13 protein-coding genes and 1 pseudogene are annotated in these 16660 nt (G+C 62.7%); 3 read left to right on the top strand and 11 right to left on the bottom strand.

Annotated elements, in window-relative coordinates; all coding sequences use genetic code 11:
* Positions 1 to 69: 69 nt before the first annotated feature.
* From IB241_RS17510 to IB241_RS17500, 3 genes are read right to left on the bottom strand one after another with little or no spacing between them, the layout of a single operon-like run.
* The gene (locus IB241_RS17510; RefSeq protein ID WP_192299577.1) at positions 70 to 1167 is read right to left on the bottom strand and encodes a DUF1513 domain-containing protein; all 1098 of its coding nucleotides are present in this window, start codon (positions 1165 to 1167) and stop codon (positions 70 to 72) included.
* A 2-nt stretch (positions 1168 to 1169) separates the two neighbouring features.
* The gene (locus IB241_RS17505; protein WP_192299495.1) at positions 1170 to 2234 is read right to left on the bottom strand and encodes an imelysin family protein; all 1065 of its coding nucleotides are present in this window, start codon (positions 2232 to 2234) and stop codon (positions 1170 to 1172) included.
* A gap of 31 nt (positions 2235 to 2265) precedes the next feature.
* The gene (locus IB241_RS17500) at positions 2266 to 3693 is read right to left on the bottom strand and encodes a di-heme oxidoredictase family protein (RefSeq protein ID WP_192299494.1); all 1428 of its coding nucleotides are present in this window, start codon (positions 3691 to 3693) and stop codon (positions 2266 to 2268) included.
* Between the two features lie 139 nt (positions 3694 to 3832).
* Here IB241_RS17500 and IB241_RS17495 point away from each other — a divergent pair, with 139 nt between their 5' ends.
* On the top strand, positions 3833 to 4396 hold the full coding sequence (locus tag IB241_RS17495; protein ID WP_192299493.1) for an NAD(P)H nitroreductase: 564 nt from the start codon (positions 3833 to 3835) through the stop codon (positions 4394 to 4396).
* Positions 4397 to 4564: 168 nt separating this feature from the next.
* Here IB241_RS17495 and IB241_RS27975 read toward each other — a convergent pair whose 3' ends face one another.
* From IB241_RS27975 to gap, 8 genes and pseudogenes are all read right to left on the bottom strand, one after another.
* Entirely contained in the window at positions 4565 to 5320 is a 756-nt protein-coding gene (locus IB241_RS27975) for a methyl-accepting chemotaxis protein (protein ID WP_412547878.1), read from the bottom strand.
* 102 nt (positions 5321 to 5422) lie between these two features.
* A pseudogene (locus IB241_RS27970) lies at positions 5423 to 6430 on the bottom strand (HAMP domain-containing protein); the annotation flags it as partial.
* A 412-nt stretch (positions 6431 to 6842) separates the two neighbouring features.
* Positions 6843 to 7244 carry a YbaN family protein gene (locus tag IB241_RS17485; RefSeq protein ID WP_192299491.1) on the bottom strand — a complete coding sequence of 134 codons (402 nt, stop codon included), beginning with the start codon at positions 7242 to 7244 and terminating at the stop codon, positions 6843 to 6845.
* A 186-nt stretch (positions 7245 to 7430) separates the two neighbouring features.
* Entirely contained in the window at positions 7431 to 8039 is a 609-nt protein-coding gene (locus IB241_RS17480; RefSeq protein ID WP_192299490.1) for a biliverdin-producing heme oxygenase, read from the bottom strand.
* 135 nt (positions 8040 to 8174) lie between these two features.
* Positions 8175 to 10745 (bottom strand): TonB-dependent receptor, encoded by a 2571-nt coding sequence (locus IB241_RS17475; protein WP_192299489.1) that lies wholly within the window; start codon positions 10743 to 10745, stop codon positions 8175 to 8177.
* A 115-nt stretch (positions 10746 to 10860) separates the two neighbouring features.
* Entirely contained in the window at positions 10861 to 11829 is a 969-nt protein-coding gene (locus IB241_RS17470) for a FecR family protein (protein ID WP_192299488.1), read from the bottom strand.
* Between the two features lie 61 nt (positions 11830 to 11890).
* A complete protein-coding gene (locus IB241_RS17465) occupies positions 11891 to 12409 on the bottom strand; it encodes an RNA polymerase sigma factor (RefSeq protein WP_192299487.1) in 519 nt (172 codons plus the stop codon).
* A gap of 244 nt (positions 12410 to 12653) precedes the next feature.
* Entirely contained in the window at positions 12654 to 13655 is a 1002-nt protein-coding gene (gene gap / locus IB241_RS17460; protein WP_192299486.1) for a type I glyceraldehyde-3-phosphate dehydrogenase, read from the bottom strand.
* Between the two features lie 221 nt (positions 13656 to 13876).
* On the opposite strand from gap, the gene edd reads away from it, so the two are divergent.
* Together edd and IB241_RS17450 are read left to right on the top strand one after the other, a co-directional pair.
* Positions 13877 to 15703, top strand: a complete 1827-nt coding sequence (edd, locus tag IB241_RS17455; RefSeq protein ID WP_192299485.1) for a phosphogluconate dehydratase — start codon at positions 13877 to 13879, stop codon at positions 15701 to 15703.
* Positions 15700 to 16656, top strand: a complete 957-nt coding sequence (locus tag IB241_RS17450; RefSeq protein WP_192299484.1) for a glucokinase — start codon at positions 15700 to 15702, stop codon at positions 16654 to 16656. Before edd ends, IB241_RS17450 begins: the two co-directional genes overlap by 4 nt.
* Positions 16657 to 16660: the final 4 nt, after the last annotated feature.

Genomic DNA, 16660 nt, shown 5'->3' with positions numbered 1-16660 from the left:
TGAGGGGTTTCCAGCCGGTAAACCTGACAGGTAATGGGGCCAGTGCTGGCCCCTTCCAGGCTGCGCGGGTCAGACCAGATGCAGATGGTTATCCCAGAGCCCTGCCGGCAATTCCAAGGGTTTTGCGACCAATTGCGTCTGGCGGCAATCGTAGAAGCGGCAACGTCCCTGGCCGGAGGTGACGACAAAGCCGTCGGCCACCGCACCCACGCCGGCACAGTCCGGCAACGGCCCGTCCAGGCGCAGTGCACCGCTGTCCATGTCCCAGATAAAGAAGCGATTGCCACGCGGTGCGGTCAGCGCCACCAGGCGCAATTCACTGTGCACGGCAACGCTGGCGGTGTAGTGCCCCATGGCCTGCAACTGCTCGTCGGCCACCGGGAACGCCACGAACGGCTGTCCCGGCCGCTTGATCGCGAGCAGCTCGGAACGCTCCTGGGATGGCCCCATGAACTGCTGGCCGGTGAGGATGGTGCCGTCGCTGGCGATCCCCATGTGGCGCACGCTGTTCATCTGCTGGCCGAGGGTTTCCTTGCTGATCAGCGTGCCGTCGCGCTGCATCAGCACCAGGCTGGGCTCCATGGCGTTGAGGTTCATTTCCACACGGCTTTCGGCTTCGGTGCGGATGCCACCGTTGGCCACCACCAGGGTTTCACCGTCGGGCATCCACGACACCTGGTGCGGGCCGATGCCGTGGGTGGATATCTCGCCGCTGTGCACCAGGCGCTCGCCTTCGAATTTGTACACACCGAGCAAGCCACGGCCGGGGTCGGACGTGTCGTTCTCGGTGGCATACAGCCAGTCGCCGCTCTTGTGGATCACCGCGTGGCCATAGAAGTGACGATTGGCATGGGAGGTGATGGTCTGCAGCAGCGTGCCATCGCGCAAATCGATCAGGTAACTCTCGGTGCCCGGGCGACGGGCGACGAACAGTGCAATCGGCAGTGTCGGGTGGTTGATGATGTCGTGGCAGCGCTGGCCGACCTGGGTGGCAAACACCTGCTTGCCGTCCAGGCGAAATCCTACGGCGTAGTGCTTGCCGTCGCCATCATCCCGCGCTGACAAGAGCAGCGGGCCCTTGTCCTTGCTTTTGAACAGCGTCCAGCCCCCTAGCGTGAGAGCACTGAGCAGCACACTGCCAATGGCCAAAGCCTGTCGCCTGAGCATCATCAGTCACCGTCGTTGGCGTTAAAGCCCAGTTGGATACCCAACGCCTTGGCCAGATCCCCCTCGTGCAGGCGGTGCACGACGTTGAGGCTGTCATAGAGGTCGTTGAGCTGCTGGCGCCCGGCGTCATCGCCCAACAGCTCGTTGAGGCTGCGCTGGTTGCTGGCGAACAGTTTCAGGGACGCGGCGTAGGCGGCGTCGATCTTGTCGGCCAATGGCTTCTGGTCGGACGGCAGCAGGCCACGCAGGCCTTTATTGTCGACGCCGACCCAGACGGTCTGGGCCGCCGCGAGGCTGGCTTCGAGGCTTTGCAGGGACGACTGGCTGCGCCACGCATCGGCCTGGAACGGCTGCGGGATGCCCTTGGTCTGGCGGCCCATCGGCGTGCCGAGTTTCTTCTTCAGGGTGTCGAGTGCGGTCACTTGGACGCGCAGCAGGTCGGCGATGGCTTCGTGGGAATCAGCGTAACGCTGGTTCGGAAACTTGCTCATCTGCGCGAGCATGCCGTCGGTGCTGTTCCAGCTCGCCAGGATCTCCTCGGCGAGGGCTTTCTGGCGCTCGCCGATGGCCACCAGCAGCGGGCAGTAACGGGCCTTTTGCGCTTCGTCGGCGAGGTCGGTCTTGGCGTCATAGAGGATGTATTCGTAGGCCGACAGGCCTTGCACCACCACGCTGGACTTGGCCAGGGCGGCGCCGTCGATCTGCGGCTGGGCGGTCACGAGTTGTTCAACCTGACGGCCGACCAGGTTCTTTTTGTCTGGCCAGAACTGCACCTGCCACGAACGGTTGCCCTCGGCCAGCGGGCCGATCAGCAGCGGTTGCAACTCGGCCCAGGCTTTTTGCGCGTGGAGGAAATCGGCGCGGGCGGTGTCCAGGCTCTCTTTGCCCTGGCAGTAGGCGAGGGCGCTGACGGCCAACTGGCGGTCGGCTTCGACCCAACGGCTGTAGGTCGGCAGGATCACTTGCTTGGCGATGGCCGCCGAGGTCACGGCTTGCGGGTCTTGCGGCGAGCAGGCGCCCAGGGCGAGGGCGGCCAGGCTGGTGAACAACAACTTGGGACGGAACATGTCGAGCTCCCTTCTGTAATTGGGGCGAAGCTTATAAAGAATTCAGGAACGCCAGCAACGCAGCGCGCTGCTCGGCATTAAAGGACAACACATGCTGCTGCGCCGCTTGTGCTTCACCGCCGTGCCACAGCACGGCTTCCAGCAGGTTGCGGGCGCGGCCGTCATGCAAGAACTGGGTATGGCCACTCACGGTCTGCGTGAGGCCGATGCCCCACAACGGCGCGGTGCGCCAGTCGCGGCCACCGGCTTTGAATTCGCTGCGGTTGTCGGCAAGGCCTTCGCCCATGTCGTGCAGTAGCAGGTCGCTGTAGGGGCGGATCACCTGGTTGGCCAGTTCAGGTTCGGCGGCATTGGCGGCCGTGGTGAACACGGGTTTGTGGCAACCCTGGCAACCGGCGCTGTAGAACAGGTTCTTGCCGGCGAGCACTTGCGGCGTGTCGACGTCGCGACGCACCGGCACGGCGAGGTTGCGGGTGTAGAACAGCACCAGGCGCAGGATGTTGTCGCTGACTTCCGGCTCGCCATCCGGGCCATCGCCGTTGGGCGCCTGTTTGCAGGCCACTTGGGCATCGGTGCAGTCATCAAAGGGTCTCAGGGACGTGGTGAGGCCCATATCACCAGAAAACGCGTGAACATTTTGTTGATTGAGGTTCGGTTGCCCGGCTTTCCAGCCAAAACGCCCGAGCACGGTTTTTTGTTGCGCGTCATCCCAGACCTGATTGGCACGGCCGACGATGGTGTCTGCGTCGGCGGTGTCCGCGCTGGTGTTGCGCAGGATGTCGGCGTCGCTGATGGCTTCGAGCAGGCCCAGGCCGATCATCGGCGGGGCGATACGCGCGGAAAAACGTGTGTCCGGGTGCATCGGGCCGTAGCCGAGCTGGGTGATCTGCAGGTTTGGCTTGCGCAACTCGACCACCGTGCCGTCGTTGAACGTCACGTTGACCGGCGTGTAGTCGACTCGCACCTTGCCTTCCGGCACGACGCCGGGCACTGCCATGTCCTGCAATTGGCCGCCGTAGACGGGCTCGGGCACCACGCCGGCTTGCTCGATCAGCTTGGCGTAGGCTGGCGCATCGGGGATCGACAGGCGCACCAGCATCGACACCGCGTTGGCCGCGTCGGGCAACGGCGGATGGCCGCGACCGTCCTTGATATGGCAGTTCTGGCAGGCATTGGTGTTGAACAGCGGGCCCAGGCCATCACGCGCGGTGGTGGTGGACGGCGCGATTACCCAGGGGCTGCGAAAGAAGCTGTTGCCGACGCTGAAATCCAGGCGACGTGTAGGCGACAGGTTGGCCGAGGGTAGGGAAAACGCGTTCTGGTCGCGCTTGTTCACGGTCGCAGCGCCGCCCGCCCGTGATTCACCCGGCTCGGCCTTGGTAAACCTGGGCGCGTCGTCGCAGGCGGTCAGGCTCAAGGCCAACCAAGCAGCGGACACGGGAAAAAGCCAACGGGACATCGAATTTCCTGAACGGCGGGCAAAAATAAGGTCGCAAAGTCTAACAGGGCAGGGCCGAATGAATAAGAGCAATTATCGTTTGGTGGGTGGTGCCGCATTCCCGCTAGAATGACCGCACATTTTTTTCTGGAGGTGGCCAATGCAGGCTCTCGACGCTTTGCTCAACCGTGTTTCCGTGCCGCGATTGTTGGAACCTGCGCCGACCCAGGAGCAGCGCGACGTGTTGTTCGCCGCCGCCATGCGCGCGCCGGACCACGGCCAGTTGCGCCCTTGGCGGTTCCTCACCGTCGAAGGCGCCGCTCGCGAGCAGATGGGCACGTTGCTGGCCGAAGCGGCACGCCTGCAAGACGCCGACGCCCCGCAAGCACTGATCGACAAGGCCCAGAACGGCCCGCTGCGTGCGCCGTTGGTGGTGGTGGTGATTGCGCGTTTGCAGGAGCACTTCAAGGTGCCCAAGTCTGAACAACTGCTGGCGGCGGCCTGCGCGGCCCATGGCATTTTGCTGGCGGCGTACGCCCAGGGGATTGGCGCGGTGTGGCGCACCGGCGAATTGTCCTACTCGGCGCATGTGGCCAAAGGCTTGGGGCTGACGGCGGATGAGGAAGTGATTGGCTTCCTGTACCTGGGTACGCCGCAGAATCCGCCGCGTACGGCGGCGAAGGAAGATGTGGCGGCGTTTGTCCAAGCCTGGCCCGGTCATTAAGACCAACGTGATCTAAATGTGGGAGCGGGCTTGTGTGGGAGCGGGCTTGCTCGCGAAGGCGGTGGATCAGTCAGAGATGAATTGACTGACACGCCGCCTTCGCGAGCAAGCCCGCTCCCACAAAAGCCCCGCACCCACAGGGGGGGCCATTGTTCTTGGGGTTGGGGACTAAACCCTGAACTGATCCATCAATTTCATCTGCTGGCTGGCCAATGCATTCAGTTGGCTGCTGATCGCCGCCGACTCGGTGGCCTGGCCGGTGAGTGTCTCGGTCACCGTACGGATCGCCGAGACGTTGCGGTTGACCTCTTCGGCCACCGCGCTCTGTTGCTCGGCGGCGCTGGCGATTTGCAGGTTCATGTCGCTGATCACCGTCACCGCATCACTGATCTTGCCCAGCGCCTGCACCGCCTGATGGATTTGCCCGGCATTGCTCTGGGCCTGGTTCTGGCTCGAGTGCATGGTTGCCACCACGCCACGTGTGCCGCTCTGGATACGTTCGATCACCAGGCGGATTTCCTCCACCGAGTCCTGGGTGCGCTTGGCCAGGTTGCGCACTTCGTCGGCCACCACCGCAAAACCACGCCCGCTTTCGCCGGCGCGTGCCGCTTCAATCGCCGCGTTGAGCGCCAGCAGGTTGGTCTGTTCGGCAATGCTGCGGATCACTTCCAGCACTGAACCAATCTGCTCGCTGTTGAGCGCCAGGGCTTCAACTTCACCCACGGCCTTGCTGACCTCTTCGGCCAGGGTGGTGATGTCGCGGGTGCTCTGCTCGATGATCGACAGGCCTTCCCGCGCCGACTGGTCCGCACCGCGTGCCGCGCTGGCGGCATTGGAGGCGCTGTTGGCGACGTCATGGGCGGTGGCGCTCATTTCATTCGAGGCGGTGGCTACCTGGTCGATTTCGCGGAACTGCACCTGCATGCCTTCGCTGGTCTGGCGCGCGATGGCCGAGGATTGGTCGGCCGTACCGCGTGCCTCGGTGATGCTTTGCTTGATCTGCGCGATGGTCGGTTGCAGCTTGTCGAGGAAGCGGTTGAACCAGTTCGCCAACTCGCCCAATTCGTCTTTTTTGCTATAGGTCAGGCGTTGGGTGAGGTCGCCGTCGCCGCTGGCGATGTCCTTGAGCATGGCGGCCACGCTGTTGATCGGGCGGGTCACGCCGGTGGCGGTCAGCCAGATCAGCAGCAAGCCCAGCAGGCCAGCGGCGGCGGCCACCAGCAGGGCCTTGAGCGTACCGGCTGCCTGGGCGTTGTCGAGTACCCCCTGCAACTTGACGCTATCGGCGAGCATCACCGCTTTTGGCAGCTTGATCACCACGCCCCAGGCTTTGGCGTCGGCAACCGGCTTGACCGGGTACACGGCGCGGATGGTGTCAGCCTGTTCGCGGATCATGGGTTTATCACTGGCCAGCAACTGCACGATTTCCTTGCCCTCGGCGCCGAGGGTGTCGACCAGGTTCTTGCCGACCTTGGCCGGCTCGCCGCTGTAGGCGGCAATCAGGCCGGTGCTGGAGAGAATCTCCAGGTGCGCTGCGCCGTTGAACAGGTCCTTCTGCGCGGCGTCGGCGGTTGCTTGCAGGGCGGTGAGGGCGATGTCGACACCGATGACGCCGATGAGTTTGCCCTCCACGATCAGCGGCGAGGCGATGGTGGTCATGAGTACCTTTTTGCCGGCCACCGTATCCTCATACGGGTCCAGCAAGCAGGTATTGCGGGTGTCCCGTGGGCAGGTGTACCAGATGTTGTAGGGCGTACCGTTGAGGGTGAGGGTGGTCTTGTTCAGGTCTTCTTCGACCATGATGGTGTTCAAGCCTTCACCGCCGGCACGGCTCCAATAGCTGGAGAAGCGTCCTTTTTCGTTGGAGACACGCGCCTTGTCATCGACGAATTCGCTGTCTTTGCCGTCGAGGCCGTTGGGTTCGAATGACAGCCAGAAACCCAGCACTTTGCTGTTGCGATCGAAGGTGGTTTTCAGGCTCTGGTTGATTTCTTCGCGCAGTGCGCCGGCTTCCAGGCCACGCTTGCTGGCCATGCTGCGCAAATCCTTGATTTGGTCGGCCAGCGCGGTCAGCGCCATCAGGCTGTCGCCGAAGGTTCTTTGCAACTGCACCGCTTGCTCGGCGGCCCTGGCTTGCAGCAGTTGTTCCACGCTGGCGGTGAGCATGCGCGAGCTTGAATCGCTGACCAACAGATCATTCTGGTTGGTGTTGTAGATATTGATGCTGACGACCAGCGCTATCACCCCCAACAGGCAAAGGCCGGACAGCAGCACGATTTTCAGGCGGATGGAGAGGGTGTTGAACATAGGCTCACTCGCGAGTGGAGTTGTTGGAAGGCACGCAGTGCAGGCCAAATCCCTTCAGCGCTATGTCTGAAACATCGGCGTAACAAATTTAATCATGAGCAGCAGGCGATGAGCGGTAGGCAAACGCCTACAGCCTGCGTTACGCAGGCTGTGCGAGTCGTTCGGGGCGTGACCAGATCCACAGGTTGCCCAGGCTCATTCCGGCAATCGCCAGGTAGATCGGCCAGCCGTGATCGAGTATCACCAGCATCAGGCCGGCGCACAGCAGCATGCTCACGGTGGCGCTGACCTTGGCGCGCCGGGCGATGATCTTGCCGTTGCGCCAATTGAACAGGATCGGCCCGAACAGGCGGTGGTTCTCCAGCCAGGCGCTGAGGCGTGGCGAGCTTTTGGTGGCGGCCCAGGCGGCCAGCAGGATGAATTCGGTGGTGGGCAAACCCGGCACGACAATCGCGATCAACCCAATGCCCAGGCTGACGTAGGCCAGCAGGCCGAAGAGGAGCCGGGCGATTTTCGAGGTGGATTGGGTTTTGCCGGTCATGGGGGGGTCACAGGGATTCAATATGAAATGAGACCAGAATGTGGGGGCGGGCTTGTGTGGGAGCGGGCTTGCTCGCGAAGGCGGTGTGCCAGTCGACATCTTTATCAACTGACAGACTGTATTCGCGAGCAAGCCCGCTCCCACACAAGCCCGCTCTCACATTTTTGATTGCATCCCAACCAAGGGTCAGGCCAGTTCAGGGGCGCTAGCGTACGCCTGTTCCAGCAATACGGTGAAGCGTACAAACGCATCCACAGCACCTTTTTCCACCGCGGCTTCTTCTTCAGCACTGAACTGCAGCGCGTCGAGGGTGCGGGTGAAGCGCTTCCAGCCTTCGGCGCGACCACCGGCGGGCTCGCCCAGGTGACGGGCACCGAAGGTTTCGCTCAGGCCCAGGCCTACCGCGCGCTTGATCAGGAACGCGGCGCCCAGCTTGGAGCCTTCGGACACGAACAGCCAGCCCAGGGCTTCGGCCTTGCTCGGGTTGCTCACCGCACCGGCCACGGGTGCGGGCACTTCCGTGTCGAGGTCGGCCAGGTCCAGCTTGGCGGCGTCGGCACGGCAGCGCTCGGCCAGGTCCGGGATGAGCTTGATCAGTTCGGCATCGGTGTACAGGGCCACCAGTTCCGACTGGAACAGGTACTGCGCGACCACGAAACGGGCGAAGTTGGCCTGGGTTTCGAACGGAGCGTGGGCTTTGACGAGGGCATCAAGCTGGGCGTGTGGCGCGTGGGTGATCTGGTTCAGGCGCTGGGAGCGCAGGTGTGGGCGTTCTGCGGTAGCTGTAGCGGTCATGGAAAAGTCCTTGAGAAGGGGAGCGCCTTGTTGCTCTTAAAGAGAGCCGTTATCAAATAGACGAACAGGAAGACGCGGCACAGTAAAAAAACCTCACCCCGTCGATGAAATTTCGACGAGGTGAGGCGGGTGCTATCAGATGTCCCAGATCAGGTTGATCGCAAAGTTGCGGCCAGGCTGGGTCAGGCGGTCGATGTTGGCGGGCGCGGTCACGCCGGCTTCGCCGATGCTGTCGAAGCTGCGCACGTCATCCCAGTTCCAGTATTTCTTGTCGGTCACGTTGTACAGGCCACCATTGATGGTCACGTCGTTTGTGACTTTGTAGAAACCGGTCAGGTCGACGATGCCAAAGCCTGGGGTCTTGAACGGGGCCTTGGTGGTGTCGCCATCGGGTGAGAAGAAGGTCGCGCTGTCGACACGGTTCTGTTTCTTGACCAGGGTCCAGCTGACCAGCGCACCGTAGTTCTGTTGCTCGTAGCCCAGGCCGAACACGCCCTTGAGCGGGTTGACGCTATTGATCGGCTCGCCGGTGTCTTCGTTGCGGCCGTAGGCATAGGCCACCGAACCCAGGGAGTACAGGCCCTGCGGCGCGCCGAAGGCGTCGAGGTTCAGGCGCCCCTTGGCTTCCACGCCCTTGATGGTGGCGCGCTTGATGTTGCTGGCCTTGAAGGCGGTGCCGGTGGGGGACAGCAACGCGGCGTCTTCGTTGATGAAGTCGCGGTACTTGTTATAGAACACCGCCACGTCGAAGTTGCCCGATTCGAAATTGCCACGCAGGCCGGTTTCGAAGCTCTTGCTGCTTTCCGGCTTGAGGTCCGAGTTCGGTTCGACCACGTAGCCTTGCTGGATATTCTCGAAGCGCCCGTACAGGGCCTTGGCCGACGGGGTGCGGAAGCCTTCGGCGTACTGGCCGAACCAGGTGTAGTTATCGGTCAGGGCGTAGGTCAGGCCGAATTTGGGCGATACGCGGTGCCAGGTCTTGTCGCTGTCGTCGTGGGCGTAGATGCGGTTCGGGTCGGTGGCGTTGAGGAAATCCTCGGTCAGCTTGGGCTTGAGCTGGGTGTAGTCATAACGCACGCTCGGCAGGAAGGTCCAGTCGCCCCAGCTGATCTGGTCCTGGGCGAACAGCGCGTAGGTGTTGATGGTCGGGTCCGGGAAGTCGCTGGCCGGCGTGACTTTGTCCGAGGCGAAGCTGCTGGGGCCACCGACGGTCGCGCAGTAGGTGCTGACGGTCAGGCAGGTGGCGCTGCCGGTACGCGAGCCGGTGACTTTGGCCTGTTTGAGGGTGGTGCCGTAGGTCACCACGTGGTCGGTGTCACCGATGGCGAAGGCTTTGTCCAGCTGGGCGTCGAAGATCCATTGTTTTTCCTGGTAGAGCGTCTCGCGCTCACGCAGCAGGTTGCGCGCACCCGACACGTAGTGTTCGGCGGTGCTCTGGTCGGTCTTGGCGATCTGGTAGTTGAGGCTGGTCTTGATGTGATCGGCAAACGGCGCGTCGAGGGCGAAGGTGTTTTCCAGGCCGAAGCGTTCACGGCTGATGGTGTCGTTGCCCGAGCGTGCGCGGTACAGGTTGCTGTTGAAGCCGGTGTTGAACGGGCCGCCTACCGCACTTTTCTGGTTTGTATCGCGGTCGTCCTTGTACTTCTCGTAGGTCAGCACCAGGCGGTTTTCGTCGCCGTAGTTCCAGCCCAGCTTGGCCAGGACGTTGGTGGTGCGCGCGTCTTCCGGGTTGGCGCCGGTGCGGGCCAGGCCGGTGGCATTGTTGCCGTCGTAGGATTCGGTCTCGTGGCCGTTGCGCTGGCTCAGGTGCAGCAACCCGTCGAAGTCCTGCACGCGGCCGGCGACGGTGCCGGAGGTCAGCCAGCTCTCGTCGGCGGAACTGTAGCCGGTCTTGAGGCGGGCGCCGACGTCCTGGCCGGGCTTGATGATGTCGTCCGGGTCGAGGGTGAAGTAGCTCACTGCGCCGCCGATGGCGCTGCTGCCGTACAGGGCTGACGCCGGGCCGCGCAGGATCTCGACGCGCTTGACGATTTCCGGGTCGACGTAGTTGCGACGGGTTTGCGCGTAGGGGCCGTTGGAGAAGTGATCGGGCACTTCAACGCCGTCGACCTGGGTGAGGATGCGGTCGCCGTCGATGCCACGGATGTTGAAGCCGGCATTGCCGGAGCGGGTACCTGCGCCGCCGACGGAGACGCCGGGCTCGTAGCGCACCAGGTCGCGGCTGTTGCCGACGTTGAGGCGGTCCAGCTCCTGGCGATCATGCACGCTGACGGTGCTGGGTACGCTGTTCACATCCTGTTCGTGGCGGGTGGCGCTGATGGTCACTTGTTGCAGGTTGAGGGTACTGCCGGCGGCGCGCTTTTCCAGGACGATATTGTTGTTGCCCAGTTTGCGGTAGCTCAGGTTGGTCCCCACCAACAGCTGGTCCAGGGCCTTTTCCGCTGACAGCGGGCCGCGTACGCCGGGGGACGAGACACCCTGGCCCAGTTCCGCCGGCAGGCCGACTTGCCAGCCGGTGACGCCGGTGAAGGCATTCAGCGCCGAGACCAGCGGTTGCTGGGCGATGCTGAAGTTGTAGTTGCCGTGGCTGCGTGGCGCCGGTTCGGCGGCGCTGGCGCTCATCACCGGCGCGCCGGCCAGCAGAATGGCGGCGGTCAGCAAGGACAAGACGGGCGAAGAAGACCGGCGATTGAAACGAGAGGACATCGAGAGCGCTCCGGAGTACGAATCTTATAGTTGCGAACCGAACCAAATAGGAATCAGTTGCATTGGCTAAGACGAGACGTACCGTCGCGGGCTATCGAGTAAAAATAATTCTCATTTAGTTCAGGATCACCAGCGCGGGGTATTCCGAGAGCTTGGCCGAAGTGATGTGTGCCAGGGAGCGCACCACATCCAAGGGCTGGTCGAGGCGGTAGTTGCCGGTCACGGCGACGCTGGCGAGCTGCTCGTTGTTATTGACGATCCAGCCGGGGTAGTAGCGGCGCAGCTCGGCGAGCACTTCGCCCATCGGGCAGTTTTCAAAGATCAGCCGGCCCTCGACCCACGCCAGGTCCTTGTCTGCATCCAGCTTGGCCGGTGGACCGAAGCCCTTGGGGCCGATGCGGATGCTCTGCCCGGCGCTCAGGCGCACACGGGCGTCGTCGACGGTGTTGCTCAGGTCCACGTCGCCGCGTTGTACTTGCACCTGGGCCTCGCCGTTGAGGTAGCGCACGGCGAAGGCCGTGTCGCGCACGCTGGCGCGCACCGGGCCGGCGTCGATCTCCAGGGGCAGGCCACGGTTGGGCGCGATCTCGAAAAACGCTTCGCCCTGATACAGGCGGGCAACGCGTTGGTGGTCCTTGATGCTGCTGGAAAACGCCGAGTTGGTGTTCAGCAGCACTTTCGCGCCGTCGTCGAGTTGCAGGCGCTGGCGTTCGCCGACCACGGTCAGGTGGTCGGCTTGCAGGCGCACCGGCAGATTGCTGAAGCTGAACAGGCCGATCAGCAGCACGGCGGCGGTGGCCAGGGGTTTCCAATGCGGTTTGAGCCGGCGCCAGGCACTCGGCTTGCGCGGCGCGGCGAGGGCGACGGCAGCGCTGTGCACCGGCGCGCCCCCCCAGGCGGCCTGGGCCTTGGCGAAGGCGTGGACGTGGGCCGGATCGCTGGCCAGCCAGGCCTGGAACTCGGCCTGCTGCCCAGGCTGCGGGCACTGCAAGGTGATCAGCCAGTCGAGGGCCTGGTCCATAGCCGTGTCTTGCAACACCTCATGAGCCAGCTCATGGGGGCGCAGTTTATTCGGGTCCGTCACGGTGTTCCTCGGGTCTTCGCCACGTTTTATTGATCTTTCCTACAGCTGAATCGGGTGAAGCTTAAGGCCGATCCAGCCTTTCGGCCACACCTACACAGATGGCCATGATCAACTTCAGTTCCTTTTGCACGGTGCTCAAGGACACGTCCAACTGATCGGCAATCTCCTGGTAGCTGCAACCGTGCAGGCGGCTGAGGATGAAGATCTGCTGCTGGCGGGTGCTCAACTGGCCGAGGCTGACGCTCAGGTGTTCCAGCAGTTGCTCGGCCTGGGTCGCGTCTTCGGGCGTACTGATGGGGGCGGCGACGCTTTGCAGGACATCCAGCGGGACATCTTCCTGCAACGTACGGGCCTGGATCCTGCGTGAGCGCAGATGGTCCAGCGCCAGATTGCGCGCGGTTTGATAGACGAAGGGTTCGAGGTGGTCGATCGGCCGCTCGCTGAGGGCGCGGGTGACACGCAGGTAGGTTTCCTGCAAGAGGTCCTCGGCGGTGCTGTGGTTATTCACCATCCGCTGCAAGGTGCGTAGCAGAATCACCCGTTGGGTGAGAAAGACTTGGTTGAAGCGAGATTGGCTCACAGGGGTACCAGACCGATTTGCAGTTAATGATAATGCTTATCATCAACTTAAATGGCAAGTAGCACTTTCTGCGGGTTTGCGCCGAAGCAAGGAGGTTGCACACAACCCATGTGGGAGCGGGCTTGCTCGCGAATACAATCTGTCAGTTGATAAAGATGTCGACTGACCCACCGCCTTCGCGAGCAAGCCCGCTCCCACACAAGCCCCACACAAGCCAACTCCCGTGGGGATTTCTACTGGGCCGTTATTCGGCGTTGCACAGCGCCAGGCAGTTATCCAGCATACGGTTGGAGAACCCCCACTCGTTGTCATACCAGGCCAGCACTTTCAGCAATTTGCCAGTGGACTTGGTGTGATTGGCATCGAAAATCGACGACAACGGGTTGTGGTTGAAGTCGCTCGAAACCAGCGGCAGGGTGTTGTAACCGAGGATTTTCGAGTGCTGGCTGGCTTCCTTGAGCAGCGCGTTGACTTCTTCGGCCGTGGCTTCCTTCTTCAACTGCACGGTGAGGTCGACCAGCGACACGTTGATCACCGGCACACGCACGGCCATGCCGGTCAGCTTGCCTGCCAGTTCCGGCAGCACCAGGCCGACGGCTTCGGCGGCGCCGGTCTTGCTCGGGATCATGTTCTGGGTGGCCGACCGCGCGCGGTACGGGTCGGTGTGGTAGACGTCGGTCAGGTTCTGGTCGTTGGTGTAGGCATGAATGGTGGTCATCAGGCCGCTTTCGATGCCCAGTTCGCGGTGCAATACCTGGGCAACTGGCGCCAGGCAGTTGGTGGTGCACGAGGCGTTGGAGATGATCTGGTGGGATTGGCGCAGAATGTCGTGGTTCACCCCGTAGACGACGGTGGCGTCCGCGCCCTTGGCCGGTGCGGAAATGATCACCTTGCGTGCGCCGGCGGTAATATGGGCGGCAGCCTTGGCGCGGTCGGTGAACAGGCCGGTGCATTCGAACACCACGTCGATATTCAGCGCGGCCCACGGCAGTTCGGCCGGGTTGCGAATGGCACTGACAGCGATCCGGTCACCATTGACGGTCAGGCTTTCCTGATCGTGGGCGACCTCTGCTTCGAAAGTGCCATGTACGGTGTCGAATTTGAGCAGGTGGGCGTTGATCGAACTGTCGCCCAGATCGTTGATGGCGACGATCTGCAAATCCTGGCGGTAGCCTTGGGTATACAGTGCGCGCAGGACATTACGGCCGATACGGCCAAAACCATTGATTGCGATACGAAGAGTCATTGGAAAGTGCCTGTCGTCGATTTGTTGTAAGAATTACAAGATTATTCGCATAAAAATAGAAAACAAGCCTTTTTAGTGGCAATATTTTGTTCAATCTACAACGAGTGACCTGAATCAACTGGTCCGATGATTCAAACGACACCCTGCCATCCCATGGTTAGCGGGCGTTTGATCAGCATAGACACTCAGGTCGCCACATCCGTTAGCCTGGAGTTCTACACATGCATCCCCGCGTTCTTGAGGTCACCGAACGGCTTATCGCCCGTAGCCGCGCCACCCGCGAGGCTTACCTTGCGCTCATTCGCGGCGCAGCCAGCGACGGTCCGATGCGCGGCAAGCTGCAATGCGCCAACTTCGCCCACGGCGTGGCCGGTTGCGGCACTGAAGATAAAAATAGTCTGCGCATGATGAATGCCGCCAACGTGGCAATTGTTTCGTCATATAACGACATGCTCTCGGCGCACCAGCCGTACGAACATTTCCCTGAACAGATCAAGAAAGCCCTGCGCGAAGTGGGCTCGGTCGGCCAGTTCGCCGGCGGCACCCCCGCCATGTGCGACGGCGTGACCCAGGGCGAGCCCGGCATGGAGCTGAGCCTGCTCAGCCGCGAAGTGATTGCGATGTCCACGGCGGTAGCGCTGTCCCACAACATGTTCGACGCCGCGCTGATGCTGGGCATCTGCGACAAGATCGTCCCCGGCCTGATGATGGGCGCGCTGCGCTACGGTCACCTGCCGATGATTTTCGTGCCCGGCGGGCCGATGCCGTCCGGTATCTCCAACAAGCAGAAAGCCGACGTGCGCCAGCGCTACGCCGAAGGCAAGGCGACCCGCGAAGAACTGCTGGAATCGGAGATGAAGTCCTATCACAGCCCCGGCACCTGCACCTTCTACGGCACCGCCAACACCAACCAATTGCTGATGGAAGTGATGGGCCTGCACCTGCCCGGCGCCTCGTTCGTCAACCCGTACACGCCGCTGCGTGACGCGCTGACCCGCGAAGCCGCGCACCAGGTCACGCGCCTGACCAAGGCCAACGGCAACTTCATGCCGATTGGCGAGATCGTCGACGAGAAGTCCATCGTCAACTCGATCATTGCCCTCAACGCCACTGGTGGCTCGACCAACCACACCCTGCACATGCCGGCGATCGCCATGTCGGCGGGCATCATCCTGACCTGGGACGACATGGCCGACCTCTCCGAGGTGGTGCCGACCCTGTCCCACGTGTATCCAAACGGCAAGGCCGACATCAACCACTTCCAGGCGGCTGGCGGCATGTCCTTCCTGATCCGCGAACTGCTCGAAGCCGGCCTGCTCCACGAAGACGTCAACACCGTGGCGGGCAAGGGCCTGAGCCGCTACACCCAGGAACCGTTCCTGGTCGACGGCGAGCTGATCTGGCGCGACGGCCCGATCGAGAGCCTCGACGAAAGCATCCTGCGCCCCGTGGCCCGCGCGTTCTCGCCGGAAGGTGGCTTGCGCGTGATGGAAGGCAACCTCGGCCGTGGCGTGATGAAAGTCTCGGCCGTGGCCCCTGAGCACCAGATCGTTGAAGCGCCGGCGGTGGTGTTCCAGGATCAGCAAGACCTCGCCGATGCCTTCAAGGCCGGCCAGTTGGAAAAAGACTTCGTCGCAGTGATGCGCTTCCAGGGCCCGCGCTCCAACGGCATGCCCGAACTGCACAAGATGACCCCGTTCCTCGGCGTCTTGCAGGACCGTGGTTTCAAGGTTGCGTTGGTGACAGACGGGCGCATGTCCGGCGCCTCGGGTAAGATTCCCGCCGCGATCCACGTCAACCCCGAAGCCCAGAGCGGCGGGCCACTGGCGCGGGTGCGTGATGGCGATATTATTCGCGTGGATGGCGTCAAAGGCACCTTGGAGCTCAAGGTGGACGCCGAAGAATTTGCAGCGCGCGCGCCGGCCACGGGCCTTCTGGGCAATAACGTGGGAGCCGGTCGCGAGCTGTTTGCATTTATGCGCTTGGCCGCAAGCTCCGCAGAGCAGGGCGCCAGCGCCTTTACCTCTGCCCTGGAGACGCTTAAGTGAAGCTTGCGCTGGTCGGTGATATTGGTGGAACCAACGCGCGTTTTGCGTTGTGGCGCGATCAGGAGCTGCATTCGATCCGCGTGCATGCAACGGCGGACTATGCCAGCCCTGAGGATGCGATCAAGGTTTACCTCAAGGAAGAAGGCCTGCACATCGGCGACATCGGCGCGGTGTGCCTGTCTGTGGCCGGTCCCGTGAGTGGCGATGAATTCAAGTTCACCAACAACCATTGGCGCTTGAGCAGGGCGGCTTTCTGCAAGGCCTTGCAGGTAGACGAACTGCTGCTGGTCAATGACTTCTCGGCCATGGCCCTCGGCATGACCCGCCTCAAACCCGGCGAATTCCGCGTGGTCTGCGAAGGCACGCCGGAACCGTTGCGCCCGGCGGTAGTGATCGGCCCGGGCACCGGCCTGGGCGTCGGCACGCTGCTGGACCTGGGGGGCGGGCGTTTTGCGGCGCTGCCGGGGGAGGGCGGCCATGTCGACCTGCCATTGAGCAGCCCGCGAGAGACCCAGCTGTGGCAGCACATCTACTCTGAAATCGGCCATGTCAGCGCCGAAACCGCCTTGAGCGGCGGCGGCTTGCCGCGTCTGTACCGGGCGATTTGTGCCGTCGACGGGCATACCCCGGTGCTGGAAACCCCCGAAGCCATCACGGCCGCAGGCCTGGCCGGCGACCCGGTGGCGATGGAAGTGTTGGACCAGTTCAGCATCTGGCTGGGCCGCGTGGCCGGCAACAACGTGCTGACCACGGGCGGGCGCGGTGGTGTGTATATCGTGGGCGGGGTGATACCGAGGTTTGCCGACTTCTTTATCGCCAGCGGTTTCGCCGAGAGCTTTCGCGACAAAGGCTGCATGAGTGACTATTTCAAAGGTATTCCGGTGTGGTTGGTGACGGCGCCTTATTCCGGGTTGACTGGCGCGGGCGTGGCGCTTGAACAGGCATTTGCGTAGGCCG

Source organism: Pseudomonas sp. PDM05 (assembly GCF_014851685.1).
Classification (GTDB): domain Bacteria; phylum Pseudomonadota; class Gammaproteobacteria; order Pseudomonadales; family Pseudomonadaceae; genus Aquipseudomonas.
This window is presented reverse-complemented; position numbering and strand designations above follow the sequence as displayed.

What these genes read in the sequence shown, in the direction of transcription:
- IB241_RS17510 (WP_192299577.1), bottom strand. Translation starts at nt 1,167, where the DNA reads ATGCTCAGGCGACAGGCTTTGGCCATTGGCAGTGTGCTGCTCAGTGCT.
- edd (WP_192299485.1), top strand. Translation starts at nt 13,877, where the DNA reads ATGCATCCCCGCGTTCTTGAGGTCACCGAACGGCTTATCGCCCGTAGC.
- IB241_RS17485 (WP_192299491.1), bottom strand. Translation starts at nt 7,244, where the DNA reads ATGACCGGCAAAACCCAATCCACCTCGAAAATCGCCCGGCTCCTCTTC.
- IB241_RS17475 (WP_192299489.1), bottom strand. Translation starts at nt 10,745, where the DNA reads ATGTCCTCTCGTTTCAATCGCCGGTCTTCTTCGCCCGTCTTGTCCTTG.
- IB241_RS17505 (WP_192299495.1), bottom strand. Translation starts at nt 2,234, where the DNA reads ATGTTCCGTCCCAAGTTGTTGTTCACCAGCCTGGCCGCCCTCGCCCTG.
- IB241_RS27975 (WP_412547878.1), bottom strand. Translation starts at nt 5,320, where the DNA reads ATGCAGGTGCAGTTCCGCGAAATCGACCAGGTAGCCACCGCCTCGAAT.
- gap (WP_192299486.1), bottom strand. Translation starts at nt 13,655, where the DNA reads ATGACTCTTCGTATCGCAATCAATGGTTTTGGCCGTATCGGCCGTAAT.
- IB241_RS17500 (WP_192299494.1), bottom strand. Translation starts at nt 3,693, where the DNA reads ATGTCCCGTTGGCTTTTTCCCGTGTCCGCTGCTTGGTTGGCCTTGAGC.
- IB241_RS17495 (WP_192299493.1), top strand. Translation starts at nt 3,833, where the DNA reads ATGCAGGCTCTCGACGCTTTGCTCAACCGTGTTTCCGTGCCGCGATTG.
- IB241_RS17480 (WP_192299490.1), bottom strand. Translation starts at nt 8,039, where the DNA reads ATGACCGCTACAGCTACCGCAGAACGCCCACACCTGCGCTCCCAGCGC.